Source organism: Pseudarthrobacter sp. TE3704 (assembly GCF_056279405.1).
Map to the genome: position 1 here is coordinate 401896 of NZ_JBWCCJ010000004.1, position 26369 is coordinate 428264.

General features: G+C 67.3%; 23 protein-coding genes. 8 read left to right on the forward strand and 15 right to left on the reverse strand.

What is annotated here, in order from left to right:
• Positions 1 to 76: 76 nt before the first annotated feature.
• Both gabT and ACZ9BC_RS13045 read right to left on the reverse strand, forming a co-directional pair.
• On the reverse strand, positions 77 to 1447 hold the full coding sequence (gene gabT / locus ACZ9BC_RS13040; RefSeq protein WP_275729606.1) for a 4-aminobutyrate--2-oxoglutarate transaminase: 1371 nt from the start codon (positions 1445 to 1447) through the stop codon (positions 77 to 79).
• Between the two features lie 58 nt (positions 1448 to 1505).
• Positions 1506 to 2936, reverse strand: coding sequence for a gamma-aminobutyraldehyde dehydrogenase (locus ACZ9BC_RS13045; protein ID WP_476246275.1), 1431 nt, complete (start codon positions 2934 to 2936; stop codon positions 1506 to 1508).
• Between the two features lie 171 nt (positions 2937 to 3107).
• Here ACZ9BC_RS13045 and ACZ9BC_RS13050 point away from each other — a divergent pair, with 171 nt between their 5' ends.
• On the forward strand, positions 3108 to 4544 hold the full coding sequence (locus ACZ9BC_RS13050; protein WP_476246276.1) for a PucR family transcriptional regulator: 1437 nt from the start codon (positions 3108 to 3110) through the stop codon (positions 4542 to 4544).
• Positions 4545 to 4623: 79 nt separating this feature from the next.
• On the opposite strand, the gene ACZ9BC_RS13055 is transcribed toward ACZ9BC_RS13050, so the two are convergent.
• Positions 4624 to 6195: a CYTH and CHAD domain-containing protein gene (locus tag ACZ9BC_RS13055; RefSeq protein WP_476246277.1), complete on the reverse strand. Its 1572-nt coding sequence runs from the start codon at positions 6193 to 6195 to the stop codon at positions 4624 to 4626.
• Between the two features lie 143 nt (positions 6196 to 6338).
• Between ACZ9BC_RS13055 and ACZ9BC_RS13060 the strand changes: the two genes are divergently transcribed.
• The 3 genes from ACZ9BC_RS13060 (at position 6339) to ACZ9BC_RS13070 (ending at position 9653) form a co-directional block, all read left to right on the forward strand.
• Positions 6339 to 7622, forward strand: coding sequence for an MFS transporter (locus tag ACZ9BC_RS13060; RefSeq protein ID WP_476246278.1), 1284 nt, complete (start codon positions 6339 to 6341; stop codon positions 7620 to 7622).
• An 11-nt stretch (positions 7623 to 7633) separates the two neighbouring features.
• Positions 7634 to 8314, forward strand: coding sequence for a FadR/GntR family transcriptional regulator (locus tag ACZ9BC_RS13065; protein ID WP_476246279.1), 681 nt, complete (start codon positions 7634 to 7636; stop codon positions 8312 to 8314).
• A gap of 85 nt (positions 8315 to 8399) precedes the next feature.
• Positions 8400 to 9653: an AI-2E family transporter gene (locus tag ACZ9BC_RS13070; RefSeq protein ID WP_476246280.1), complete on the forward strand. Its 1254-nt coding sequence runs from the start codon at positions 8400 to 8402 to the stop codon at positions 9651 to 9653.
• Between the two features lie 101 nt (positions 9654 to 9754).
• Here ACZ9BC_RS13070 and ACZ9BC_RS13075 read toward each other — a convergent pair whose 3' ends face one another.
• Entirely contained in the window at positions 9755 to 10291 is a 537-nt protein-coding gene (locus ACZ9BC_RS13075; RefSeq protein ID WP_079596547.1) for a hypothetical protein, read from the reverse strand.
• A 156-nt stretch (positions 10292 to 10447) separates the two neighbouring features.
• On the opposite strand from ACZ9BC_RS13075, the gene ACZ9BC_RS13080 reads away from it, so the two are divergent.
• From ACZ9BC_RS13080 to ACZ9BC_RS13090, 3 genes are read left to right on the forward strand one after another with little or no spacing between them, the layout of a single operon-like run.
• On the forward strand, positions 10448 to 10738 hold the full coding sequence (locus ACZ9BC_RS13080) for a hypothetical protein (protein ID WP_476246281.1): 291 nt from the start codon (positions 10448 to 10450) through the stop codon (positions 10736 to 10738).
• A gap of 3 nt (positions 10739 to 10741) precedes the next feature.
• On the forward strand, positions 10742 to 11569 hold the full coding sequence (locus tag ACZ9BC_RS13085; RefSeq protein WP_476246282.1) for a DUF1206 domain-containing protein: 828 nt from the start codon (positions 10742 to 10744) through the stop codon (positions 11567 to 11569).
• A gap of 30 nt (positions 11570 to 11599) precedes the next feature.
• Entirely contained in the window at positions 11600 to 12904 is a 1305-nt protein-coding gene (locus ACZ9BC_RS13090; protein WP_476246283.1) for an SRPBCC family protein, read from the forward strand.
• A gap of 93 nt (positions 12905 to 12997) precedes the next feature.
• Here the strand turns inward: ACZ9BC_RS13090 and ACZ9BC_RS13095 are convergent, their stop codons facing one another.
• The 7 genes from ACZ9BC_RS13095 to ACZ9BC_RS13125 all read right to left on the reverse strand — a co-directional run bounded on the left by ACZ9BC_RS13095 (position 12998) and on the right by ACZ9BC_RS13125 (position 20863).
• On the reverse strand, positions 12998 to 14464 hold the full coding sequence (locus ACZ9BC_RS13095) for an FAD-dependent oxidoreductase (RefSeq protein WP_476246284.1): 1467 nt from the start codon (positions 14462 to 14464) through the stop codon (positions 12998 to 13000).
• 101 nt (positions 14465 to 14565) lie between these two features.
• Positions 14566 to 15822 (reverse strand): uroporphyrinogen-III C-methyltransferase, encoded by a 1257-nt coding sequence (cobA, locus tag ACZ9BC_RS13100; RefSeq protein ID WP_476246285.1) that lies wholly within the window; start codon positions 15820 to 15822, stop codon positions 14566 to 14568.
• A gap of 88 nt (positions 15823 to 15910) precedes the next feature.
• Positions 15911 to 16357: an SRPBCC family protein gene (locus ACZ9BC_RS13105; protein WP_476246286.1), complete on the reverse strand. Its 447-nt coding sequence runs from the start codon at positions 16355 to 16357 to the stop codon at positions 15911 to 15913.
• 193 nt (positions 16358 to 16550) lie between these two features.
• On the reverse strand, positions 16551 to 17591 hold the full coding sequence (locus tag ACZ9BC_RS13110; protein WP_476246287.1) for an ABC transporter permease: 1041 nt from the start codon (positions 17589 to 17591) through the stop codon (positions 16551 to 16553).
• On the reverse strand, positions 17581 to 18306 hold the full coding sequence (locus ACZ9BC_RS13115; protein WP_476246288.1) for an ABC transporter ATP-binding protein: 726 nt from the start codon (positions 18304 to 18306) through the stop codon (positions 17581 to 17583). Before ACZ9BC_RS13115 ends, ACZ9BC_RS13110 begins: the two co-directional genes overlap by 11 nt.
• Positions 18307 to 18333: 27 nt before the next feature.
• Complete coding sequence (locus tag ACZ9BC_RS13120) at positions 18334 to 19473, reverse strand: ABC transporter substrate-binding protein (RefSeq protein WP_476246490.1); 1140 nt, start codon at positions 19471 to 19473, stop codon at positions 18334 to 18336.
• A gap of 223 nt (positions 19474 to 19696) precedes the next feature.
• A complete protein-coding gene (locus ACZ9BC_RS13125) occupies positions 19697 to 20863 on the reverse strand; it encodes an RtcB family protein (protein ID WP_476246289.1) in 1167 nt (388 codons plus the stop codon).
• A 78-nt stretch (positions 20864 to 20941) separates the two neighbouring features.
• Between ACZ9BC_RS13125 and ACZ9BC_RS13130 the strand changes: the two genes are divergently transcribed.
• Complete coding sequence (locus ACZ9BC_RS13130; protein WP_476246290.1) at positions 20942 to 21379, forward strand: SRPBCC family protein; 438 nt, start codon at positions 20942 to 20944, stop codon at positions 21377 to 21379.
• Positions 21380 to 21472: 93 nt separating this feature from the next.
• On the opposite strand, the gene ACZ9BC_RS13135 is transcribed toward ACZ9BC_RS13130, so the two are convergent.
• Genes ACZ9BC_RS13135 through ACZ9BC_RS13150 form a run of 4 tightly spaced genes read right to left on the reverse strand, consistent with a single transcriptional unit; the run spans position 21473 to position 26362 of the window.
• On the reverse strand, positions 21473 to 22882 hold the full coding sequence (locus ACZ9BC_RS13135) for a sulfate adenylyltransferase subunit 1 (protein WP_476246291.1): 1410 nt from the start codon (positions 22880 to 22882) through the stop codon (positions 21473 to 21475).
• Positions 22882 to 23829, reverse strand: a complete 948-nt coding sequence (gene cysD / locus ACZ9BC_RS13140; protein ID WP_115526347.1) for a sulfate adenylyltransferase subunit CysD — start codon at positions 23827 to 23829, stop codon at positions 22882 to 22884. The genes ACZ9BC_RS13135 and cysD overlap by 1 nt, the downstream gene beginning before the upstream one ends.
• On the reverse strand, positions 23826 to 24617 hold the full coding sequence (locus ACZ9BC_RS13145; RefSeq protein WP_181884893.1) for a phosphoadenylyl-sulfate reductase: 792 nt from the start codon (positions 24615 to 24617) through the stop codon (positions 23826 to 23828). Before ACZ9BC_RS13145 ends, cysD begins: the two co-directional genes overlap by 4 nt.
• The gene (locus ACZ9BC_RS13150) at positions 24617 to 26362 is read right to left on the reverse strand and encodes a nitrite/sulfite reductase (RefSeq protein WP_079596534.1); all 1746 of its coding nucleotides are present in this window, start codon (positions 26360 to 26362) and stop codon (positions 24617 to 24619) included. Before ACZ9BC_RS13150 ends, ACZ9BC_RS13145 begins: the two co-directional genes overlap by 1 nt.
• Positions 26363 to 26369: the final 7 nt, after the last annotated feature.

Consider the following 26369-nt stretch of genomic DNA (forward strand, 5'->3'; position numbering starts at 1 on the left):
TCCATAAACCAAGGAAGGCGGGACCAGCAGATGCTGGTCCCGCCTTCCTGGCGTTGCCGGAGGGAGTCGTTTCCGGTTAAGCGTTGGCCTTGATGGCGGCGGCGAGGACGTCCAGGCCGTCGTTCAGCAGGTCATCGGTGATGACCAGCGGCGGCAGCAGGCGGATCACGTTGCCGTAGGTGCCGCAGGTGAGGATGATGACGCCTTCCTTCAGGCAGGCGGCGGCAACAGCCTTGGTCAGTTCCGGGTTGGGTTCCTTGGACCCGGCCTGGACCAGTTCGATGGCCAGCATGGCGCCGCGGCCGCGGATGTCGCCGATCACGCCCGTGCCGGTGCCGGCAAGTTCAGTCTGCAGTTCACGGAGGCGCGTGGTGGCAACCGCTTCAATGTGGCGGGCGCGGCCGGCCAGGTCGTATTCCTCCATGGAACCGATGGATGCCAGGGCAGCCGCGCAGGCTACCGGGTTGCCGCCGTAGGTGCCCCCCAGGCCGCCGGGGTGGACGGCGTCGAGCAGGTCGGCGCGGCCGGTGATGGCGGACAGCGGCATGCCGCCGGCGATGCCCTTGGCAAGGGTCATGATGTCCGGGATGACGCCCTCGTGGTTGACGGCAAACCATTCGCCGGTACGGCAGAAGCCGGACTGGACCTCGTCGGCGATGAAGACAATGCCCTTTTCCTTGGCCCATGCAGCCAGCGCCGGCAGGAAGCCCTCAGCCGGGACGATGAAGCCGCCCTCGCCCTGGATGGGCTCGATGATGATCGCGGCAACCTGGTCCCCGCCGATCTGCTTTTCGATCATGGTGATGGCGCGCTTGGCAGCCTCGGCACCGGTGATCTCCGGGTTTTCCTCGCGGTACGGGTAGCTCATGGGCATGCGGTAGACCTCGGGCGCGAACGGGCCGAAGTTGGTCTTGTACGGCATGGCCTTGGCGGTCAGCGCCATGGTGAGGTTGGTGCGGCCGTGGTAGGCGTGGTCGAAAGCCACGACGGCGTCACGCCCCGTGGCGAGGCGGGCCACCTTCACGGCGTTTTCCACGGCTTCTGCGCCGGAGTTGAAGAGGACGGTGCGCTTTTCGTGGTCACCGGGGGTGAGGCGGTTCAGCTGCTCGGCGACGGCCACGTAGCCTTCGTAGGGTGTGACCATGAAGCAGGTGTGGGTGAAGTGCTCCACGGCTTCCTTGACGGCACCGACGACGGCGGGATCGGACGCGCCCACGCTGGTGACCGCGATACCCGAGCCGAGATCGATGAAGGAGTTGCCGTCGACGTCATGGATGATGCCGCCGTCGGCGTCTGCCACGTAGACGGGAACGCCGGAGGCGACGCCCGCGGCCACCACGGACTTGCGCCGCTCGGCGAGGGCGAGGGACTTGGGGCCCGGGAAGTCGGCCTGGACGCGACGCTTCTGCTCCAGGCGGAAGGTGATGTCGGATGCGGTGGTGGTCATGGGAGGCCTTTCAGGAATTGCGGGGAAGCGTTAGGGGTGTTGCTGGTTGGCGCGGCGGTCAGGCGTCCAGCGCGCTCATGACGTGCTTGATGCGGGTGTAGTCCTCCACGCCGTACATGGAGAGGTCCTTGCCGTAGCCGGACTGCTTGAAGCCGCCGTGCGGCATCTCGGCGGTGAGCAGGATGTGGGTGTTGATCCAGACGGCACCGAAGTCCAGGTCCCGGCTCAGGCGCATGGCCGTGCCGTGGTTGGTGGTCCAGACGCTGGAGGCGAGGGCGTATTCCACGTCGTTCGCGAGCTCAACGGCTTCTTCCTCGGTGCTGAACCTCTGGACGGTGATCACGGGGCCGAAGGTTTCCTTCTGGACCACGTCGTCGGTCTGCTTGGCGCCGGTGATGATGGTGGGCTCGAAGAAGTAGCCCTTCTCCCCCGCCCGGTGGCCGCCGGTTTCGATCCGGCAGTTCGCGGGCAGGTTCTCCACCACGGACGTCACGGCGTTGAAGTGGTTCACGTTGTTCAGCGGGCCGAAGTAGTTGTCTTCGTCGTTCTGCGAGCCGGTGTGCAGGGTCCTGGTGTGTTCCACCATGGCTGCCACGACGTCGTCGTGCACCGAATCCTCCACCAGCACGCGGGTGATGGCGGTGCAGTCCTGGCCGGCGTTGAAGAACGCGAACTCGGCGATGGCAGCCGCGCTCTTCTTGATGTCGGCGTCCTTGAACACGATGGCGGGAGCTTTGCCGCCCAGTTCGAGGTGGGCGCGCTTGAGTCCCTTGGCGGCGCCGGAAGCGACGGCGATGCCGGCCCGGACGGAGCCGGTGATGGACACCAGGCCGGGGACCTTGTGCTCCACCATCATGGCGCCGGTCTGGCCCGTGCCCAGAATGACGTTGAGGACGCCGGCGGGCAGGATGTCCCCTGCCAGGCGGGCCAGGACCAGGGTGGATTCCGGGGTGGTGTCCGAGGGCTTCAGGACCACGGTGTTGCCGGCGGCGAGTGCGGGGCCGATCTTCCAAATGGCCATCAGGAACGGGTAGTTCCAGGGGGCCACCTGGGCCACCACGCCGATGGGTTCGCGGCGGACATAGGAGGTGTGGCCCTCGAAGTACTCGCCGGCGGACTTGCCTTCCAGGATGCGCGCGGCACCGGCGAAGAAGCGGAGCTGGTCTGCGCCGGCGGCCACTTCCTCGGAGGCGATCAGGGACCGGACCTGCCCGGTGTTGCGGTGCTGGGCCTCCACCAGTTCGTCACTGTTGGCTTCGATGGCGTCGGCGAGCTTGAGCAGCATCAGCTGGCGCTGGCCCGGGGTGACGTGCTTCCAGGTCTTGAAGGCGTCCTTCGCCGCGGTCATGGCGGCGTCGACGTCGGCCTGCACGGAGATGGGCGCAACGGCCACCACCTCGCCGTTGGTGGGGTTCACGACGTCCAGCAGGCCGGTGCCGGCAGGGGTGACGAACTGTCCGTTGATGAAGTTCTGCAAGGTTTGGACCACGGTGTGCAACCTCTTTCGTAAGGGGCCATCGGCGCCAGGGTTATTGGACCAGGGCGGATGGATGGAACTGCCTTGAGCCTATGTCAGCGCCCCTGCACAGTGAATAGCCACCTGCACACCCTTCCTCACGGTGTTTAGTGCGGTTGTCCAGAGCCCGTTTATCCTTGATGCATGGCCATTTCCCTCGCTGCCCTGCTGGGCGTGAACTCCCTGAAGCTTTCCAAGGCAGGGGTTGCTGAAACCACGTGGCACCAGGACATCAACTGGGTGGCGGTCACGGAGCTCGAGGATCCGCAGCGGTTCATCAACGGCGGCGAGCTGATCCTCACCACCGGGCTGCGGTTGCGTTCCGCGCCGGAGCAGCGGCGCTTTGTCCGCCAGGTGCAGCGGGCCGGGGCCGTGGGCATCGGATTCGGTGTGGGGCTCTCGCATGATGCCGTGCCGCCGGCGCTCCTGGCCGAGGCCAACCGGTGGGGTTTGCCTGTGGTGGAGGTCCCCTACGAAACCCCGTTCATCGCCATCGGCAAGCTGGTAGCGGACGCCCAGTCCGCAGACCACTATGCCAAGCTGGAGCGGCTGATCGCCGGGCACCAGGTGCTGGCCCGGGCGCTGCTGACCGGCGGCGGGCTCGCCGAGCTCCTGAAGCACCTGGGTAGCATGCTCCGGACGGATATCGCCCTCACCCAGTTCACGGCGCAGCTCTACAACAGCAGCAGCGAACCGCCGTCCGCAGACACCTGGTCCTCCTACCCCATCCCCACCGGCCGCCGCGATGCCTGCACCCTGTGGGTCCGGCAGCCGTTCGAGGACTCCGGCATCATCGGCTACGCCCAGAACCTGATCAGCGTGGAGCTGAACAACATGGTCAAGCAGCGCCAGGCGCAGCGCGCCCTGTGCGGGCAGGTGCTCGAGGACGTCATCCACGGCGCGCTCGAAACCAGCGAGGCGCAGCGCCGGCTGGCCGGTGTGGGCGTGAACAGTACCCGTAAGAACGTGGTGCTGCTGGCCGTCTCTGCCGCGCACAACAAGGCCCTGGTGAGCACCTCCGTGCCTCGGGACCTGGAGAACACCGTTGCCGCCGTCGTCGGCAAGGACCTGGTCCTGGTAGTCAATGATGACGGCGGGAAGGCACCGGCCCTGGCGCGGAAGCTCAGCGACCACCTCGCCGAGGCCGGGATCCACGCCACCATTGGAATCGGCGGCGCATACACCAAGCCGAACGGCCTGCGCTGGAGCTACTTTGAGGCCCGGGATGCGGCAAGCCACGGCCTGCCCGTCAACGAGCCGGAGCGGCTGAGCCTGACATCACTGCTGCTGGCGAGCGAGGACGTACCGCTGGCGGATATGGCACAGGAATCGCTGAACCCGCTGCGCACCTTCGATGCCGCCCATGGCGCCGAGCTGATGGCCACGCTCGAAAGCTACCTCAACAACAACGGTTCCGTGGCGGCCGTTGCCGAGGAGCTCACCCTGCACCGCAACACCGTCCGCTACCGGCTGGCCCAGATCACGGAGCTGACGGGGTACGACCCCTCGGTCACCTCGGACCGCGTGCAGCTGTGGCTGGCGCTTGCCGTGGCCCGGCTGTCCGCGCGGCAGGGCAAGTAAGCCAACGCGGGGTCACTCCAGGCCCAATGTCCGCCGTTTGCGGGGCCTTACCTGACCCAGCGTTGCCTTGGACCAGTAACTAGATGACCCCGCGCCGCAGCAGGTCGCGGGACTTTTTGCGCGCCTTCCGGTACTTCGATTCGGCGGCCGCCATCAGTTCTTCCTGCCGCTTCTGCAGAGTCCCGTAGGCTTCAGCCGTTGCCGCGGGGTCCTGGTCCGACCGGAGGCCGGCGAGCAGGTCGCGGGCCAGCACGGCGTCATGGTAATCGCCCAGGGTTTTCTGCTGCCGGTGGGCCGCCTTGGCCACCTTGCCCGCCCGCTTGCCCTTAACGAGGGCCGCGGATTCCGCCACATGCCGGAGCCGCTTTGCGTCCTTGCGCACCTGGTGGAGGGCGTTTTCGTGGTCTGTTCCACGCCGCGCGTGCGCGGCCGCCTTGTGCGAGCGCCGCAGCCGTTTCGCCGCTTTGTCCACGGCTTTCGCAGCCACCCTTTGTCCCGGCGCCACGGCCTGGGCGCGCACGGGCGGGTTGTCCCGGAAGTCTTCGAGGCTGTCCAGGAGCCTGAAGTAGCGCTTGGACTGCAGGGCCTCCTGGAGGCGCTGGTACCCGGCGTCGAACGTGGCTCCGGCCTGGCGTTCCACCCGGACGCGCGCCGCGTCGGTACCCTCGCCGGGAGGGAGACTGTCCAGCTGTTCACGGAGGAGGCCCAGCAGCACCTCGGCGTCCCGCGGCTCGCCGAGCAGTCGGCCCAGCAATTTCAGCTCGTCCCGCAGCCGGCGCACCGGCACTGCCCGGTAGAGCTTCCGGTACGCGGCCAGGACGGAGCGGATCCGGCGCGTTGCCGAACGCATGTCATGCACGCCTTCCGGTTCTTCCAGCCTGACCGCCGCGTCCTGGGCCAGGAGCTGCTCGATCTGTGCCGCAACGTAGACGGTGACGACGGCGGCGGCCGGGGCCTTCTTCCCGGACAGGAGCGCGGGGGTACTTTCCGACGGGCTGGCGGACGTGCCCAGCGCCTTGCCCAACTTGGAAGCATGGCCGGCGGGACGGGCGCCGGCTGCCAGCAGAAGCTGCTCGGCCGGGGCGAAGAGTCCGGGTTCCCCGTGGACCAGTTCCAACTCCCACTCGCGCCACTGCTGCTTGTGCCCTTCACCGGCTGATTCGCCGGAGACATCCTGCCCATGCAGGCGCTCCGCCGTCACGCGGTCATCAGCCAGGTCCGCCAGGTGCACACCGTCCTCGCCGTACAGGGCATGGGTGGTGCGTTCGGTACGCAGCCGGACCACCGGGGCAACCTTCGCGCCCCGCACGTACGCCTGCACGCGGGCCAGCAGGCTGTCGGGAACGACGCCGGGCTGGCCCAGCGGGGCGTGCAGCTCGCGGCGCTGCTGGGGTTCCGCCCCCGTGGATGCGGAGGATTCGGGCGGCAGTTTCAGGTGCCAGCCCGCGTCGGTTCCGCCCGTGCGGCGGCGCAGGGTGATGCGGCGGGAGGCCAGGGTGTGCTTTGCGGTGTCGAAGTAGACGGCTTCCAGCAGCGCGGTGTGCGGTTCGCCCACCCGGGCAACGCCGGGCAGGTCGTGCAGCGGGGGCACGACGGCGTCGTCGCCGGCGTCGTACTTTTTCTCGACCTCAAGTCCCTCGGAAGCCTTCACAGCCGTCCTTCCACAATTGCTGCAGTGCGTAGTCCGGATGTCCGGCATCCGCCCGTTCGCAGTCTATTGCCCCGGGCCGAAAAGCCGGGAGAGCTTGCCCACAAAACCCTAGACATCAAACGTCTAACGTTTACCCTAGAGGTATGCCCGCCACCCCGCCCTCGCCTGCCGCGTCCGCTCCCGCCCCGGCACCCACAGCTGCCGCTCCCGCTTCCGCGATCATGGGCGCCCAGGCCGTGCAGGCAAAGCCGCGGTCCGCCGTCGTCTTCGGCGTTATTGCGCTCGTCCTCATCGGGCTGAACCTTCGTGCGGGGATAACCGGGGCGTCGGCGCTGCTGCACGATCTGCAGGCCGCGCTCGGCTACGGCCCGCTGGTGGCGGCAATCATTCCGTCCGTCCCCACCCTTTGCTTCGCGCTTGCCGGTGCGGGAACGTCCTGGCTAACGGGGCGGCTGGGCGTGGAAAAGGCGATTCTGCTGGCCCTGGCAATGCTGGCCGGCGGTCTCCTGCTGCGCGGCATTCCGGCCACGGGGATGCTGGTTGCCGGCAGCGTTCTTGGGATGTCCGGCCTGGCCGTCTGCAACGTGGCCATGCCGTCCTTCATCCGCGAGCATTTCGCCTCCCGGACTTCGCTGATGACCGCCATGTATACGGTCACGATGACCACCGGCGCAACCGTCACGGCCGTCGCGGTGGTCCCCCTGGCGCAGGCACTGGGATCGCCGTCCGCTGCCGTCGGCGCCATCGGAATCACCGCCGTCGCAGCCTTCCTTGGCTTCCTTCCCGTGGTGCTGCACGCGCACCGCAACAACTCCCGCGGCAGCGCGGGTACCATCTCGCCCTGGCCGCTGCTGCGGACCCGCAAAGGCGTGCTCCTCACCGCGATCTTCACACTGCAGGCCCTGCTCGCCTACGCCCTGCTGAGCTGGTTCCCCTACATGCTCACCACCATGGGGCTCAGCGCCTCGGACAGCGGACTGATGTTCGGACTGATGCAGCTTGTCTCGGTCCCTGCCGGCATGGTCCTGATCGCCATCGGGTCACGGCCGCGGATGCTGCGCCCGGCGTTCTACCTGGTCAGCGTCGTCATGGCACTGGGGCTGGTGGCGCTGCTGGTGCTGCCCGTTCAGCTCGCCTTCGTTTCGGCCGTCCTGCTGGGCTTTGGCCTCGGAATCTTCCCGCTGGTGATGGTGATGATCAGCCGCAGCGGGGCAAGCACGGCCGAAACCACCGCGCTGTCCACCCTGGCGCAGTCCTCCGGCTACCTGCTGGCAACGGCCGGGCCCTTCGGAATGGGCCTGCTGCACGGCGCAACCGGAGGCTGGACTCTGCCCCTCGCCATCCTGCTGGCCCTGGCGCTGGTCCAGATTGTGGTGGCGCACCTGATCACCGGCACGCCGAAGACCGGCAAAGCCAACACCAGATAAAGTAGGACGCCATGGCACTGAGCCCCTCCACCCGCGCGCCCCTGGCCGATGAAGTTACCGCCAAACTGCGCACCATGGTGCACTCCGGCGAGTGGCCGCTGAACCAGCGCATCCCGTCCGAGACCGAACTGATCGCCGGGCTTGGTGTCTCGCGCGGCACCCTTCGCGAAGCCATCAAGGCCCTCGCACACAGCGGCATGTTGGAGGTGCGCCGCGGCGACGGCACCTACGTCCGCGCCACCAGCGAGATCTCCGGTGCCGCCCGCCGCATGTACCAGGACCACACGGAGGAGCACATCCTGGAAGTCCGGCTGGGGCTGGACACCCAGGCGGCGCGGCTGGCTGCCCGGAACGCCACCGACGACGACGTCACCGCCCTGCGCGGGCTCCTCACCGCCCGGGACCAGGCCTGGAAGGGCAGGGACTATGAGGCCTGGGCGCGGGCGGACTGGGGCTTCCACGAACGGGTGGCCCAGGCCTCCGGCAACCCCCTGCTGCATGAGCTCTACGTCAGCTTTGGCCCCGTCCTCCACCAGGACCTCCTTACCCAGCAGGGCCGGCCGGGCTTCGAGGGGCTCCCCCAGGAAGGGCACGAGTTGCTGCTGGCGGCCATCGAACGGCACGACGAGGACGCCGCCGTCGCCACCGTGAACAGAAACCTGAACTCCTGCGCAGAGTGGCTCGGCACGTAATCGGTCAGTAGGCTTACTATCTGACGTAGGTAGTTAAGCCTGCCCTGCACCCGCAGGCGGGTGCCGCCGATGATGAGGAGTTCCCATGGCGCGATCCACACGCCTGACCGAACACGAGTTGGGCAACGAGACCCCACCGCCGAAACCTGGCACCGAGGCCGCGGCGGCAGCCGAAGGCGCACCGCGGCAGGGCCAACCCCTTGGACAATCTGCCCTGCAGCGGGGCGCGAAAGCCCGGGAAACCAAGCCGGCCAGCGCACTCTGGTCCGACGGATTGGGCCGGGTGGGCATCCGCGCGGCCCAGATCCTGCTGATCCTGACCGTGGCCGTCGTCTCCATCTACGCGCTGATGCAGATCAAGCTCCTGGTGATTCCGATCCTGATCGCGCTGATCCTGGCCGCCGCCATTGGTCCGTTCGTGAACATGCTGCGGCGCCGCGGAATGCGCGGAGGCCTGGCCACGGGCATCGCGTTCATCGGGCTGTTGCTGGTACTGGGCGGCGTTGGCACAGTTATTTACTACTCGGTCCGCAACCAGTGGGGCGAACTCGCACAGCAGGCTGCGTCAGGCCTGGACGAGCTGGAGCGGTTCCTGCTCACCGGCCCCATTCCACTGGACCAGGAGCAGTTGGACCAGGCGCGCGAGGGCATCGTGCAGTTCGCCACCAGCAGCCAGGTCCGTTCGGGAGCTATCACCGGGCTGTCCGTGGTGACCGAGTTCATCGCGGGGGCCAGCCTCATGATCATCATCCTGTTCTTCTTCCTGAAGGACGGGGGCAAGATCTGGAACTTTTTCCTCCGTCCGTTCAAGGGGGAACGCGAGGCAAAGCTGCGCCGGGTGGGCAAGCGTACTCTTGAGGTGCTCGGCGGCTACGTCCGCGGCACGGCGATTGTGGCTCTTGTGGACACTGTAGCCATCGGGGCCGCGCTGCTGATCCTGCAGGTTCCGCTGGCCATCCCCCTGGCACTCATCGTCTTCATCGGCGCCTTCGTGCCGCTGGTGGGCGCCACTGTGGCCGGAATCCTGGCGGCCCTGGTGGCACTGGTGGCCAACGGGCCCGTGGTGGCCCTGATCGTGGTGGCCGTGGTCATCGCGGTCAACCAGCTGGAGGGCGACCTCCTGCAGCCCATTGTGATGGGCAAATCCCTGCAGCTCCATGCCCTGGTGATCCTGATGGCCCTGACAGCCGGCACCATCCTCGCCGGCATCGTGGGCGCAGTCCTGTCCGTCCCCCTGGCCGCCGTGGCATGGGCGATCATCCAGGTGTGGACGGCCGAGGATCCGAACATGGAAGACATGAACCCGGACCTTCCACCGGCGAACACGCAGCCCGTCTAGCGCTGCGGTTCCTCCTTTTCGCCGCACAAAAAACCTGGCGCACCTGTAATCTCAGGTGCGCCAGGTTTTTTGTGCGTCACAGATGACTGTGCGCGTCGCGTTTAGCGGCGCAAGCCCGCAAACACGTTCTTGGGACGCTGCATCTCGCCGTGCTTGGCTCCGAGGATCACCACGAGTCCGGCGAAGGCCGGAATCACCCACTGGAGCGTCTTGAGCTGCTGCTGGGCCGCCTGCAGTTCGTCGGAAGCACCGGGCCGCGGCTCGGTGGCGCCTTCGGAACCTTCACCGGCCAGCTTCTCCACCTTCTTGCCGAGCATGCCGGAGTACAGGGTCACCGCAGCGCCGGCCAGGGTCACCACGGTTTTGATGGCCGTGTCCCGGGCCACGCCGTCCTGCTGGGCGATGCGCTCCTTGTTCTCCCAAGCGATGGCCAGGTCCGCCACAAGGTGGGAGGCGAAGGCTGCCGTCTGGATCGGCGCCCATTTCATCCACCCGGCACTGGAGAGCCGGGTCCGCTCAGTGGGGTCCTTGGCTTCCGCCGCTGCACCGTTCAGGCCGATGGCACCCATCAGGGAGCCACCGAACCAGGCTGCTGCCGTCAGGTCGTGTACTGACCGGGCAATGAGATTTCCTGCCATGATGTGCATTCCTTACGTTGAACTGGTTCCGGGATGCCGCTGCCGCGGACTTCGCTTTCCGTGTCCCATCGAGGTCATGGTCCGCCTATGGTAAGCACACTTACTAATGTTACGAAAGCCCGTCTTACGCGCACCGGACCGCGTAATATCGTGGCCATGGGAATGACAGGGACATTGTTCGGCTGGGCCTTCGGGGACCCGGCCCGTGAAAGTGACAGCACATATGTGGACGGGCTTCAGCGCGAGGCGCTGCGGAATGCCCGGGAGACGGCGCAGGCCAAGGGCGTAGGTGTTGTGGGGGGCTCGGAGGTCTTTACCGTGCTGAGCGGAAACGATTCCCTCGTTGAGCTGGACAACGCTCCCGGCCAGCTGGTGGTGCGCTGCACCGTCCACGTTGAAGGACCCGGTGCGGAGAAGCTGCGTGCCGAAGGACCCATGAACGGCTGACCGATGTCGGACCGGGACTCAACCCTCAGCCAGGCCGCGGACGCCATCGAGGACGCCTCCAACCACAAGGCTCTCGACGTCCTGGCGCGTACGGGATTCGCTGTGATGGCCCTGCTGCACATCATTGTGGGGGCCATCGCCGTCGCCGTCGCCTTCGGCCAGCCAGGTGAGCCCGATGCTACCGGCGCGATCGAACAGCTGGCTGCCAACCCGTGGGGCCCGGCAGTCATGTGGGCATGCGTGGCAGCATGCGGTGGCCTGTCCTTGTGGCAGGCCAGCGAGGCCACACTCCGCATGCGGGGCCGGCCCCGGAAGGAGCGGGTCTCCAAGCTGATTTCCTCAGGCTTCCTGGCCATTGCCTACGGCAGCGTCGGGTTCAGCTTCGCCGGTTTCGCGGTGGGGCTGCGCGGCGACTCCGGTGACAGCGCGCGGGACTTCAGCGCTTCCCTGATGGCCAACCCGCTGGGCTTGTGGGTGCTGGTGGCCCTGGGCCTGACGATTATCGGGATCGGCATCTACTTCGTGTTCAAGGGCGCCCGGCGCGGCTTCAAGGAGGAACTCTTCTATTTCGACGGAACGCGGCGCGGCCGGCTGATCGACACCTTGGGCGTCACGGGCCACATCGCCAAGGGCATCGCCCTGAACCTCACGGGACTCCTGTTCGTCATTGCCGCCGCCAAGCACCGCCCCGAGGAATCCACCGGACTGGACGGCAGCCTGAAGGCCCTGCGCGACCATCCCTTCGGACCATCCCTGCTGGTTGCAATCGGGGCCGGCTTCATCGCCTACGGGATTTTTGCCTTGATCCGCTCGCGGTTCGGCCGTATGTAATTCCTCCGGATTTCGGGGTACGAAGGAAATATGACCCAGCACCTGACGACGGACCCAACAGCCGACGACGGCGCCAGCAGCCAGGGCGCGGAACGCACCTTGCGTGCCTTCACAGCGGGAGGGCCTGCGCCTGGCACCGGGCAGAGGGAACCCGCTGACGCCGCCCCGGGCCTCTCGGAGCCTGCCGGCCGCGCTTTCGAGGGTCTGTTCCGGGTGCTCAAGCTGGCCAGGCCGGACCGCCCCATCCATCCGAAGGGACTGGGCCTGGCCGGGGAACTGACGCGGACCGGCAACCCCCACGAAGCGAGTGGCCTGGAGTGGCTGGATTCGCCGGGCACGGACGCAGTGGAGGCCAGGTTCTCGCGGTCAGTGGGCCTGCCGCAGGCACTGCCGGACGTCCTGGGGCTCGCGCTGCGCGTCACCCCGGTTGCCGGCACCCCTGCCACCGGAGGTTCCGCGGATGTTCTCTTCGCCTCCACCGGCTGGCGGGTTCCGGGACGCTTCCTGCTCCAGCCGCGGCTCGACGTCGACGGCGCCACCATGACCACCCTCATGCCCTACCGCGGCAGGAATGGGCCCGTTCTGCTGGGACTGCGGACGGTCAGTTTGCCGCCGGGATCGCTGTCCTCCGGGGAATGGGTGCTCGGGCTGTACTGGGCCAGGCCGCTGGGACGCTGGCGCCAGTGCGGCGAGCTGGTGCTGCACGCGGGGTCCCCGCCCGCTGACACGCCGCTGCGCTTCAACCCACTGGAGAACCAGCCGCCCGGGGCGCAGACTTATGCCTGGACGCGCCGCCTGCGGGAGCGCTCCTACCGGACGGCGCAGCGGCCGGCGCCTGCCGCCGTCGGACGTCCTGCCCTTAACCAGCCCGGCACCGCAGAGAGAAGGAAGACCATGTCCACCGTGTCCCAGCTGTTCAACTCCCCCGCAGCCGACGTGTGGCGCGTCCTCTCCGACGGCTGGCTGTATTCCGGCTGGGTGGTGGGAGCCTCCAGGATCCGGGCCGTGGACGATGCGTGGCCCCAGGCCGGTGCCCGGCTCCACCACTCCGTCGGCGCCTGGCCGTTCGTGATCAACGACAGCACCAGGGTAGTGAACGCCGAGCCCGGCCGGTTGCTGGAACTTGTGGCGCGTGGCTGGCCGATGGGTGAGGCCAAGGTGGTGGTTACCCTTGAGGACCGGGGCAACCAGTGCCAGGTGACCATGGTCGAAGACGCCATCAGGGGTCCCGGCAAGCTCATGCCCAAGTTCCTCCGGGACGCCATGATCGGCGTGCGGAACCGGGAAACCCTTCAGCGGCTGGAGCTGATGGCGGCAGGCGGCGCCGGGAAGTAGCGCCGCCTGGTTAAAACAACAACGCGAGGTCGCTTCCTGCCCAATGAACCGAGTTCATCGGGCGGAAAGCGACCTCGCGTTGCTTGTGGTGTCTTAGACCTGCGCGGCCACGCCGTCGCGGGAGATGGCGACCATGTCTTCGCGCGGCACAACCTTGATGCGCTCACGCTTGACCTCGACGCCGTGCGAGCCGCCGGCCTCCGTGGCGGCTGCACCGAGGGCGAGCTCGTGCGCGTCCAGGGCAAGCCAGCCTTCCCAGCTGGTGAACTTCACGCCGCGGCCGTCCAGGAGTTCGACGACGCCGTCCGCCTCGGGAACGCTGGCCACCGGAAGGTTTTCGCGGTCTTCCAGCAGGTAGGTCACGGTTTCCAAAGCGTCGCCCTTGGTGTGGCCGATCAGGCCGACGGGTCCGCGCTTGATCCAGCCCGTGGCGTAGATGCCCGGCACGTGGGTGCCGGACGCGTCCAGGACGCGGCCGCCGTCGTTCGGGATGACGCCCTTCTTGTGGTCGAACTCGATCTCCGGCAGGGCGGAACCGAAGTAGCCGATGGCGCGGTAGACGGCCTGGACCGGGTAGTCCACGAACTCGCCGGTGCCGCGGGCGTTGCCCGTGCCATCCAGCTCGGTCCGCTCGAACTTGATGCCGGCAACCTTGCCCGGCGTCTCGGCGTCGTCGTAGATCTCCACCGGGCTGTGCAGGAAGTGCAGGTGCAGGCGGCGGGAAGCCTTGAGCTCGGAGAGGTCTTCGGGCTGCTCGGCGATCCAGTTGGTGAGCGTGCCCACCATGGTCTTGGTCTGGTTGTTGGTCTGGATCTGGCGGTCGGATTCCTCGTCGAACTCGAAGTCCTCCGGGTACAGGATGATGTCCACGTCCTTGGAGTGGGACAGCTCGCGCAGCTCCAGCGGGGTGAACTTGACCTGGGCCGGGCCGCGGCGGCCGAAGACGTGCACGTCGGTGACGGGCGAGGCCTTCAGGCCGGCGTAGACGTTGTCCGGGATCTCGGAGACCAGGAGGTCGTCGGCGTGCTTGGACAGGACGCGGGCCACGTCCAGGGCCACGTTGCCGTTGCCGATGACAGCTATTTCCTTGGCTTCGAGGGGCCATTCGCGGGGAACGTCGGGGTGACCGTCGTACCAGGAGACAAAGTCCGCGCCGCCGTAGGAGCCGTCCAGCTCGATGCCCGGGATGTTCAGGTCCGCGTCCTTGATGGCGCCGGTGGCGAAGATGACGGCGTCGTAGTGGGTGCGGAGGTCCTCGATGGTGAGGTCCGTGCCGTAGTCCACGTTCCCGAAGAAGCGGATGTCGCCGCGGTCCAGGACCTTGTGCAGGGCGTTCACGATGCCCTTGATGCGGGGGTGGTCCGGGGCAACGCCGTAGCGGATCAGGCCGTAGGGTGCCGGGTAGCGGTCAAAGAGGTCGATGCTCACGGTCAGCTCGCCGCTCTTGACGGCTTCGCTCTTGGTGAGGATGTCGGCGGCGTAGACGCCGGCCGGGCCGGAGCCCACGACGGCGACGCGCAGCGGACGTTCGGCAGAACCTACGGTAGTGCTTGATGACACGGCTGTGTTCCTTTTGTTCGTTCCGGCCCAACTAAGTAGCACTAACTGTCGTTTTGAGGGCTCATAACGACACTTGGCGCTACCCAGTTGGGTTGGGTGGGCTAGGTGGTGAGGACTCGGGGCTTGTTTGGGGTGGTGGTGCTGTAGTCAGCGGTTCGGAAGTGCGACGGCGCGAACGGGCTCACGCGCACAACGTCACCGATGACAATTACTGCGGGATTTGCGACGCCGGCGGCCTCGGCCTGGTCCGCAATGGAACCGAGCGTGCCGATGGTGACGCGCTGGTCCGGCAAGTAGCCGTTTTCAACAATACCAACCGGAGTGTCAGCGGGCAGGCCGGCTTTGCCGAGGGCGGACGCGGATTCGCGGAGCTGGCCCACGCCCATGAGCAGGATGATCGTGTGGTCTGCGCGGGCCGGAACCTCGGACAGTTCCTCGTGGCCGGTGACCACGCTGAAGCCTTTGGCCAGTCCGCGGTGCGTAACCGGAATGCCGGCGGCTGCGGGAACGGAAATCGCAGACGTGACGCCGGAAACCACTTCAACCTCGACGCCGTGCTGCCGGCAGTGTTCGGCTTCCTCGCCGCCGCGGCCCAGCACGTAGGGGTCGCCGCCCTTGAGCCGGACCACGCGGTGGCCGGCGAGGGCTTCTTCGACCAGGATGCGGTTGATCTCGGCCTGCGGCACGGGGTGGTGACCGGGGGTCTTGCCGACCTCGATCACGCGGACGTCTGGGGCCAGTTCGTTCAGCAGTTCACGGGGGCCGAGCCGGTCCGCCACAACGACGTCGGCCTGGCCCAGGAGCCGGCGGCCGCGGACGGTGATGAGGCCGGTGTCGCCGGGGCCGCCACCAACCAGTGCAACTGATCCCCGGTGGGCGCGGCGGCGGCGCAGCGGAAGGTCGCCGGTTTCCAGTGCGGTGGCGACGGCGTCGCGCACGGCCATGGCGCGGCGGGGGTCTCCCCCGGCGTTGACGGCGATCTTGACGTCGTCAACTTCGGCGACGGCGGGCGTCCAGGCTGCGGAGGCTTCATGGTCGGAAGCGTTGACGCACCAGACGCGCTGCGCCTCGGCGTCAGCCGAAACCTGCGCGTCCACGGCGGCATCACCGGTGGCGGTCTGGACGAACCAGACTCCGTCGACGTCGGACGGACGGTAGGTGCGCGGCTCCCAGGTGAGAAGGCCGGCGTCGGCCAGTTCCCGGAGCGCGGGAGAGGCAACGGGAGCCACGGCGGTGACCCGTGCACCTGCGTCGAGCAGCCCCTTGGCGCGGCGTGCAGCAACGGGGCCGCCGCCCACCACCAGCACGGGGCGGCCGAGGAGGCGCAGCGCCGTGGGGTAGATATCCTGAATTGCCATGAATCAACGGTAGGGCCGCGTCACAATCGCCCACAAAGGCCGAGCAACACCAGTTCACGTAAGGTAATGCTGCGTCACAAAGGATGCTTCAGGCTTGGCCGGCAAGGAACCGGCCCCTGTGGACGATGAGCTTCTCCAGGTAGCCGGCCAGCACCAGCCGCTCTGCCAGCCGGCCCAGGAACCCGAACGGGGCGGTGAACTCCACCCGGTCCGTCATGGCGCTGCCTGTGGCGGTCGTTTCGAATTCGTGGACGTGGCGGAAGCTCTTGAACGGGCCGCGGACCTGCTCGTCCGTGAAGCTGCTTGGGAAGTCCATGTGGGTGATGCGGTTCGTCATGGTCAGGGGAATCCCGAAGTGCCGCGCCCGCCACGTCACCTCCTGGCCCTCTTCGATCAGCCCGGACGTCACACCAGCCACGGCCCGCTCCCCCGCGTCCTGCTGGGAGTTCACGTGTACGTCGATGCTGCGGGCCAGGTCGAAGAGTCGTTCCGGAGGCAGCGCTGATTCGGTGCGGCACACGAAGCTGACGGTCATCCGGCCAGTCTGTCACGGACCCCAGGGACCCGCCGTCGTGGGGCACATTGGCGGGCCAGAGTGCCGGACCAGCCTTAAGCCGCGGCGTTTCCGTGCCAAAGTGCCCCACGACGGCGGCGGGCAAAAGCACAAGCAAACGGCAAGGCCCGACGGCGGGAGGTCGCCGTCGGGCCTTGCAAGGGTGGTGTAAGGGCTAGCGGGTGCTGCCGGAGAGGAGGCCGCGGCTGCGCAGCAGGCGCTTCTCGATGGGGCCGAACACCAGCAGTTCAATCAGGATGCCGACGGCGAGGATCAGCAGGATTGCCGACATCACCACGGTCATGTCGGACAGGATGCGGCCCTGGTCCAGCAGCGAGCCCAGGCCGAAGCCGATGGTCCCGCCCACGGCGATGATTTCCGCGGCCATGAGTGAGCGCCAGGAGAAGGCCCAGCCCTGTTTGAGGCCACCCAGGTATCCGGGAAGCGCGGCCGGGAGGATGACCTGGAGAGCCATCTGCAGCCGGGAAGCGCCCAGGACGGTGCCCACGCGCCGGTACTGCGGCGGGATCTGGTCCACACCTGAGATGAGGCCGTTGATGATGGACGGGATGGCGCCCATGAACACCACGAAATAGACGGTGGCGTCGGTGAGGCCGAACCAGATGATGGCCGCAGGAACCCATGCCACGGAAGGAAGGACCTGCAGGCCGGAGATCAGCGGGCCGAACGCGCGGCGCAGCGGTGCAACCTGTGCCAGCAGCAGGCCGATTGGCGTGGCGATGGCCACCGAGATCAGAAAGCCAACCAGTCCGCGCTGCATCGATGTCCACAGGGCCTCCTGGAGTTTACCCTCGTTCCAGAGAACGCCCATCTGGCCCACAACATCCAGCGGACCTGGCACCAGGTCGCGGCGCTTGACGCCCAGCGAGACGTAGAACTGCCAGACAAGGATCAGGACGGCCAGGGCGGCGATCGGCAGGAGGATCCGGCTCCACTCGATCCGGTGCTTGCGGTCGGCATCGGACTGCAGCGAGTCCAGCCCGGACTCGAGTTCCCGCAGGTCCTCTTTCCCGGTGGAAGTCCGTGTCAAAGCGGCATGGACGTGCTGAGTGGATGCGGGCGCAGCGCCCGATGCCGCCCAGGGAGTGGCATCGGGCCTGTCGGAGCCGGACGCTTCGTCCGCAGGACGAAAGCCGTCCGGCGAAGGGGCGGGGGCGGCATCGGGCGCGGAGCCGGACAGGGACTTACTTGGCATGGCGGCGAATCTCCTCCCGCAGCCGGGCGGTGATGACCCCGGTCAGCTGGCCGGCAAGCCCGGCGTCGGTTCGGTGTTCCTCGGTGACGGCCCATTCCTGGACCACGCGGCCGGGCCGGGAGGACAGCAGCAGCACGCGCTGGCCCAGCCGGACGGCCTCGCGGACGTTGTGGGTCACAAAGACGATGGTGCGGCCGGTTTCCTTCCAGATGCGCTCCAGCTCGTCGTGCAGGAGGTCGCGGGTGATGGCGTCCAGCGCGGCGAACGGCTCGTCCATCAGCAGCAGCTGCCGGTCCTGTGAGAGCGACCGGGCCAGAGACACACGCTGCCGCATGCCGCCGGACAGCTCGTGCGGGCGCTTGTCGCCGGCGCTGCCAAGGTGCACGAGCTCAAGGAGCTCCTGCGCCTTGATCCGGCGCTCCGCCTTGCCCACACCGCGCAGCTTCAGGGCCAGCTCGATGTTTTCCCGGGCGGTGAGCCACGGGAAAAGGGCGGCGTCCTGGAACATAAAGGCGGCACCGTCGCTGGGCACTTCCAGGGCGCCCGACGTCGGCGCCTCCAGCCCCGCGATGATGTTCAGCAGGGTGGATTTGCCGCAGCCGGACGCACCGAGGAGGGCAACGAACTCGCCCTGCCCGATGGTGGCGTTGACGTCGTCCAGCACCGGGGCGCCGTCGCCGAAGCGCTTGCCCAGGTTTTCCAGTACGACTGGCATGGTGCCGTCCTTAGGTAGTGGGGTGGATCAGTCCTGGCCGAGGCCGGCTGCTGAAATCTTGGTGGTGCTGCCTGCAACCGCATTGACCTCGTTGAGTGCGCGGAGGTCGAAGAGCCCGTTGATGTCCGCCTGCTTGGTGGTGCCTGCCTCGACGCCGTCGTGAAGAAGGCGTGGGTAGCCTCCGGCCAGCGGGTCAAGGGTGAAGGTGATGTTGGCCAACGAACGGTCCAGCACATCCGGGGCCAGGGCTGCGCCGGCGGATTCCTGCAGGGCGGAGTTGATGACACGGGCCTTCTGTTCCGCAGGTGCCTCGTTGAGCCAAGCGACCGACTTGGCGTGGCCGGCCAGGAGCGCCTTGACCGTCTCAGGGTGTTCGGCGGCGAATTTCTGGTTCACGATCAGGATGGTGGTGGGGAACTCGCCGGGCTTGCCCGTACCGGTTCCGTCCCACAGGTCCTTTTCGTCCACCAGCACCTTGGCTCCGGCCTGGAGCACCAGCCGGGACGCCCACGGCTCAGGCAACCAGGCGCCGTCGAGCTTTCCGTCCTGGAAGAGCTTCAGGGACTGGGCGTTTTCGGTGGGGTTGATGGCGACGTCGCCGCTGCCGTCAACGTTGGTCTTGTAGCCCTGGTCCGCCAGCCACGCGCGCAGGGCAACGTCCTGGGTTCCGCCCAGTTGCGGGGACGCGATGGTCTTGCCCTTGAGGTCTGTGGCGGAGTTGATGTCAGGCTTAACCACCAGTTGGGCACCGCCCGCGGCAGCGCCGGCAATAACCTTCACGGACTCGCCCTGGCTCTTCACGAACGAGTTGATGGCCGGATTGGGGCCGATGTATGCGGCGTCGATGGCGCCGGCGTTCAGCGCCTCGATGGCAGCGGGACCGGCGTTGAATGTCTCGGTGCTGAGGGTGGTGTTCCCCAGCGCTTCGGCCAGGAAGCCCTCCTTGATGCCCACCAGAGCGGGGGCATGCGTGACGTTGCCGAAGTACCCCAGCTTGAGCTCCGCCGCGGGGGTGGGGGCCACGGCCTGGGCCTCAGTGTTACGCGAAACAGTGGAGGCCACAACCGCTCCCACCACAATCAGGAGGACCAGCCCGACGGCCAGGGCAGCCTCGATGGCACGCTTGCGCTTGGGTGCTGCGCTTTCGCCTGCCACGATGCGGGTCATCCCGGGCTTGGAACTAGTCATTGTTTCACCATAGGGAGTGACATAAACCCGTTCAATGAAGCCTAAACGGGGGGTCACGCAGGTTCATCTAGCGTCACATTCGGCCGTGCCGGTGGCTTCTCGCTTGCTGCCGGTCCGCCGCTTGATTAGCGCCCAGATCGCCGGAATGGTGCCAGCACGCCGTTCCGTTCCGGCTTCATGACACCGTTCCGGCGAGCTCGCGTCAGTTGCCTTTGACGTTGACCAGCTGCCGCAGCTTGTGCCGGACCGTCACCAGGTCTGCGGCGTCCTGCATCACCTGGTCGATCGGCTTGTACGCAGCGGGAATTTCGTCGATGAATGCCTCCGACGCGCGGAACTCAATTCCGCGCATGGCCCGCTTTAGCTCCTCGAGCGAAAAGGTCCTGCGGGCTGCATTGCGTGAGTACTCCCGGCCCGCCCCGTGCGGCGACGAGTTCAGCGACTCCCGGTTGCCGCGTCCTTCCACAACGTACGACGCCGTCCCCATGGATCCGGGGATCAGTCCCGGATCGCCGTGCTCGGCTTTGATGGCGCCCTTCCGCGACACCCACACGGACTTGCCGTAGTGCGTCTCCTGCCGGGTGAAGTTGTGGTGGCAGTTGATCCTCTCGCGTTCCTGCACCGGCCCACCCACCCAGCGGCCGAACTGCTCAATCACGCGGTCCATCATTTCCTCGCGGTTCAGCAGCGCGAAGTGCTGGGCCCAGCGCAGTTCGGCCATATACCGGTCAAACTGCGGCGTCCCCTCGTCGAGGTAGGCGAGGTCCGGGTCGGGCAGATAGATCTGGTTCTTGCGGCTTACGTGCCGGGCGACGCCGATATGGTGCTGGGCGATCTTGTTGCCGATGCCGCGCGAGCCGGAGTGCAGGAAGAGCCAGACGTCGCCGTTCTCATCTGAGCAGATCTCGATGAAGTGGTTGCCCGAACCGAGGGATCCCAGCTGCAACTCCCACTTCTCGACATACTGCGCCGGGTTGAAGCCGGCCTTCGCAGCCAGCGCTTTCAGCTCCGCGATCCGGGGTTCGGCGGTGGGCAGGACCTTCTTGTTGTTGTGGCCGGCGGACAGCGGAATGGCCCGCTCGATGTACTCCCGGATCCGCTTCCTGTCCGCCGGCAGGTCCTTCAGCGTGTACTGCGTCCGGACCGCGATCATGCCGCAGCCGATATCAACCCCCACCGCGGCCGGAATGATCGCCCGCAGGGTTGGAATGACGGAGCCCACGGTGGCGCCCTTGCCCAGGTGCGCGTCCGGCATCAGTGCCAGGTGCGGGTAGATGAACGGCAACTCGGCCGTCATCACGGCCTGTTTCCGGGTCTGGTCATCCAGGATGGACGCCCAGTTGAGAAGCTTGCTGTTGATGGTTTCCATGCTCTGCCTCCCACTGAGCCGCCGAGGACTAACGTAAGTCCTAGGCTAAACCCGGTCTCCCCGGAAGGAGACGCAATCATGGTGAACGTCCAGACCGAGATCCTCATCAACCGGCCGCGCGCGGAGGTGGCGGAGTACGCGGCCAACCCGGACAACGCACCAAATTGGTACGTCAATATCCATAAATCCCAGCGACTGACTGACGGCCCAACCGGTACAGGTTCCAAGGTGGCGTTCACCGCAAAGTTCCTCGGCCGGGAGCTGAACTACACCTATGAGTTCGTGGAATACGTACCGGGCGAAAAGCTGGTGATGCGCACCGCCCAGGGCCCGTTCCCCATGCAGACCACCTACACCTGGGCCGATGAAGGCGGCGGGACCCGCATGACGCTGGGCAACACCGGCAAGCCCTCGGGTTTCTCCAAGCTCGCGGGTTTGGTTATGGAGCCGATGATCCGCCGTGAGACCCGGAAGGACCTGCAGAAGCTCAAGTCGATCCTCGAGGGGCAGCAGTAAAGCCAGGTCCCTTAAACCGCGAAATCGCCGGAATGCACCGAGATCGCCGCAATTTTGCGGCGATCTCGGTGCATTCCGGCGAACTCGGCGAAGCTAGATGCTGTAGCGCTCGTCCTCGTGGTCGCCCGGGTGGTCCTTGACCAGGCCTGCGGCAAGCGTGTTGCCGTCCAGCGGATCGATCACCAGGAACGCGCCGGTCCGGCGATGGTGCAGGTAGTTCTCGAGCGGCAGCGGTGCGGCGAGCCGGAGCTGCGCGTGCCCGATGTCGTTCAGTTCCAGGTTCGAGGCTGGCTCCAGCTTGAAGGACGCAAGGTCCAGCTTGCCGGACACGTTGCGGACCAGCGCCTGCACCGTGCGGGTGCCGTGCTTCACCAGCACCTTCTGGCCTTCGCGGAGCGGCTTCGGGGACAGCCAGCACAGCGCTGCATACAGGTCGGCTGACGCTTCCCGGACGGTGCCGGCAGCAGCAATGGTGTCACCGCGGGCGACGTCGAACTCCTCCGCCAGGCGGATCGCGACCGACTGCGGGGCGGCGGCTTCCTCCAGCGAGGCGCCAGCGAAATCGATGCCAACCACAGTTGTGGTGCGCGGGTCCTGGCCGGGCGTCAGCACGGAAACCTTGTCGCCCACCTTGACGGAGCCTTCGGTAATCTGGCCGGCGTACGCGCGGTAGTCGCGGTAAGCCTCCGCATCCAGGCCGGCAGCCACGGCGTCGGGAGCCAGCGCGCCCTGCGGACGGATGACCAGCTGCACCGGGAAACGGAAGCTCTCCAGGTGGCTTTCCAGCTCGTCGGCGGCGGGAAGGGTCTCGAGGACCTCAAGCAGCGCCGGGCCGGTGTACCAGGGGGTCCGCTCGGAGCGCTCCACCACGTTGTCGCCGTCGAGCGCGGAAACGGGTACCACCAGCAGGTCGGCGATGCCGTCGGAGCCGAGGCCCAGCTCGCGGCCCACCTGCTGCACGTCGGCTTCGATCTCGCGGAACACGGGCTCGCTGAAGTCCACCAGGTCGATCTTGTTCACGGCCACGATGACGTGCGCCACACGCAGCAGTTGCAGCACGGACAGGTGCCGGCGGGTCTGCTCCAGCACACCCTTGCGGGCGTCGATGAGTACGACGACGGCATCCGCAGTGGACGCGCCCGTCACCGTGTTCTTGGTGTACTGGACGTGCCCGGGGCAGTCGGCCAGGATGAAGCTGCGGCGGTCCGTGGCGAAGTAGCGGTAGGCAACGTCGATGGTGATGCCCTGTTCGCGCTCGGCACGCAGGCCGTCGGTCAGCAGCGCCAGGTCGATGCCGCCCTTTTCGCCGCCGAAGCCGCGGTCTGCGGAGGTGCGGGCAACGGCGTCGAGCGTGTCAGCCAGGATGGCCTTGGAATCGTGAAGGAGGCGGCCCACCAAAGTGGACTTGCCGTCGTCGACCGATCCTGCGGTGGCGAAACGGAAGAGCGTGGTGGGCAGGCCTTCGGTGAGTGAGCCTGTCGAAATCTCGGAAATCGTGCTCATTAGAAATACCCGTCCTTCTTGCGGTCTTCCATGGCTGCCTCGGAGATGCGGTCATCTGCCCGGGTGGCGCCACGTTCGGTGAGGGTGGAGGCAGCGACTTCAACCACGACGTCGGCCACGGTGTATGCGTCGGACTCGACGGCGCCGGTGCAGGACATGTCCCCCACGGTCCGGTAGCGCACGGTCTTGGTGATGACTTCCTCGTGGGGCAGCGGCTGGGACACTTCGCCCACTGCGCGCCACATGCCGTCGCGGGCGAAAACCTCGCGCTCGTGGGCGTAGTACAGGCCGGGCAGCTCGATGTTCTCGCGCTCGATGTAGCGCCAGATGTCCAGCTCGGTCCAGTTGCTGATGGGGAACGCACGGACGTGCTGGCCCACGGTGTGGCGGCCGTTGTAGAGGTTCCACAATTCGGGGCGCTGGTTGCGCGGGTCCCACTGGCCGAACTCGTCGCGCAGGCTCAGGATGCGCTCCTTGGCGCGGGCCTTGTCCTCGTCGCGGCGGCCGCCGCCGAACACGGCGTCGAACTTGTTCTGCTGGATGGCGTCCAGCAGCGGGACGGTCTGCAGCGGGTTGCGGGTGCCGTCGGCACGCTCGGCGAGCTCGCCGCGGTCGATGAACTCCTGCACGGAGCCGACCACGAGCTTCAGGCCCAGGCGCTCCACGGTGCGGTCGCGGAAGTCGATGACCTCCGGGAAGTTGTGGCCGGTGTCCACGTGCAGCACGGGGAACGGGACCTTGCCGGGCCAGAATGCCTTGGTGGCCAGGTGCAGCATCACCACGGAGTCCTTGCCGCCGGAGAACAGCAGCGCGGGCTTCTCGAACTCGGCAACAACCTCGCGGATGATGTGGATGGCCTCGGACTCAAGGGTGTCCAGGCTGGAGAGGCGCGTGGAAACGGCGGCTTCAGTCACCTGGGTGGTCTCCTCGGTTAGGGAAGTGCTCATACGTGTAGTCCGCATTCTGTCTTGTCGGTCCCTGCCCAGCGGCCGGCGCGCGGGTCGTCGCCCGGCGCCACCTTCCGGGTGCAGGGCTGGCAGCCAATGGAGGGGTAACCCTGGGAAAGCAGCGGGTTGACGGGCAGGAGGTTGTCGTCCGAGTACTGGACCAGCTGGTCGAAGGTCCACGCAGCCACCGGGTTCACCTTGACCAGGCCGTTGGCCTCGTCCCAGGTGACCAGCGGGGTGTTGGTGCGGGTGGGTGCCTCGTCGCGGCGCACGCCGGTGAACCAGAGTTCGTAGCCGGACAGGGTGCGGCGCAGCGGGGCCACTTTGCGGAGGGCGCAGCACTGGGCGGCGTCGCGGGCGAAGAGGTTCTTGCCCAGCAGGCGGTCCTGCTGCTCCACCGTGTTCTCGGGGAGCACGTCCACCACGTTGACGCGGAGGTTTGCGGCCACCTCGTCACGCGTGGCGTAGGTTTCCGGGAAGTGGTAGCCGGTCTCCAGGAACAGGACGTCGACGCCGGGCATCTGGTCCGCGACCAGGGCCGGCAGGACGGCGTCGGCCATGGAGCAGGCGACGGCGACGGCGGGCAGGTCGAAGTTGCGCTCCACCCAGGCGATGACGTCGCGGGCGGGCGCGTCCCAGCCGAGCTCGGCAGCGCCGGCTTCGGCGAGGGCCTTCAGCTCTTCCTTGCTGCGGAGCTTGGGGGCTGCTGCCGCAACGGTGGCGTCAACCTCGGCGGTGGCGACGGCTTGCGGGGCAACAGGGTCTACTCCGAGTGCATGCTTGCTCATTACTGGAGTGCCTCCTCGTCTGCTGCGTGGGCCCATTCGGCGAAGGTCTGGCCCTCGGCGCGCTGGGCAACGAACGTGCGGACAACCCGCTCAACGTAGTCGGGCAGGTCGTCCACGTACACCTTCAGGCCGCGGACGGTACGTCCCAGGCCGGCCTCTTCGCGGCTGCTGGAAGCCAGCCCGCCGCCCAGGTGGACCTGGAAGCCCGGGGAGGGGTCGCCGTCGGGCGTGGGAAGCATCATGCCCTTAAGCCCGATGTCCGCGGTCTGGATGCGGGCGCAGGAGTTGGGGCAGCCGTTGATGTGCAGGGACAGCGCGTGCGGCAGCTCGCCGGATTCGGCGAGGTCAGCCAGGCGGCGCTCAAGTTCGGCAACGGCGGTGGCGGCGGTGTGCTTGGTCTCCACGATGGCCAGCTTGCAGTACTCGATGCCGGTGCAGGCGATGGTGCCGCGGCGGAAAACGGACGGGCGGGCGGACAGGCCCAGCGCGTCCAGCTCGGCCACCAGCGGCTCCACGTGGTCCTTCTCGACGTCGAGAACAACGAGCTTCTGGTGCGGGGTGGTGCGCAGCCGGTAGGAGCCCCGGGCCTCCAGGGTGTCCGCGAGCTTGACCAGGGCAGCCCCGGACAGGCGGCCGGCCACCGGGGTGGCGCCGATGAAGAACTTGCCGTCCTTCTGCTCGTGCACGCCGACGTGGTCGCCGGGGGTGGTGGGCTTGGGTGCGGCGGGGCCGTCGGCCAGCTTGTAGCCCAGGTATTCGTCCTCCAGGATCTGGCGGAACTTCTCCGGACCCCAGTCGGCCATCAGGAACTTCAGGCGGGCCTTGGTGCGCATGCGGCGGTAGCCGTAATCGCGGAAGATGCTGGTGACGCCGAGCCACACGTCTGCTGCCTGCTCCGGCGTCACGAACGCACCCAGGCGCTTGCCGAGCATCGGGTTGGTGGACAGCGCGCCGCCAGCCCAGAGGTCGTAGCCGATGCCCAGCTCGGGGTGGCGCACGCCTACCAGGGCGAAGTCGTTGATCTCGTGCACCACGTCCTGGCTGGGGTGCCCGGTGATGGCGGTCTTGTACTTGCGGGGCAGGTTGGACAGCAGCGGGTTGCCGATGAACCGCTCCCCCAGCTCGGCGATCAGCGGGGTGGGGTCGATGATCTCGTCCTTGGCGATGCCGGCCACGGGCGAGCCAAGGATGACGCGGGGAACGTCGCCGCAAGCCTCGGTGGTGGACAGGCCAACACCTTCCAGGCGGTTCCAGATTTCGGGGATGTCCTCCACGCGGATCCAGTGGAGCTGGATGTTCTGGCGGTCCGTGAGGTCGGCAGAGTCCCGGGCGAAGTCCACGGAGATCTGGCCGATGACGCGCAGCTGCTCGGTGGTGAGCGCGCCGCCGTCGATCCTCACACGGAGCATGAAGTACTTGTCTTCGAGCTCGTGCGGCTCAAGGGTTGCGGTCTTGCCGCCGTCGATCCCCTGCTTGCGCTGGGTGTACAGGCCCCACCAGCGGAACCGGCCGTGCAGGTCCTGGCCCGGGATGGCGTCGAAGCCTTCCTTGGCGTAGATGGTTTCGATACGCTCGCGCACGTTAAGGCCGTCGTCTTCCTGTTTCCAGGTTTCGTTGGCGTTAAGGGGCGTCTTGCCGTCCACTTTCCATTGCCCGTGCGGCTTTGCAGCGGGACGGGCAGGGCGGGCGGGGCGCTTAGGGGCAGCGGAGTCCGCGGACGCTCCGGCTAGAGCTGTATCAGTCATGCATCGA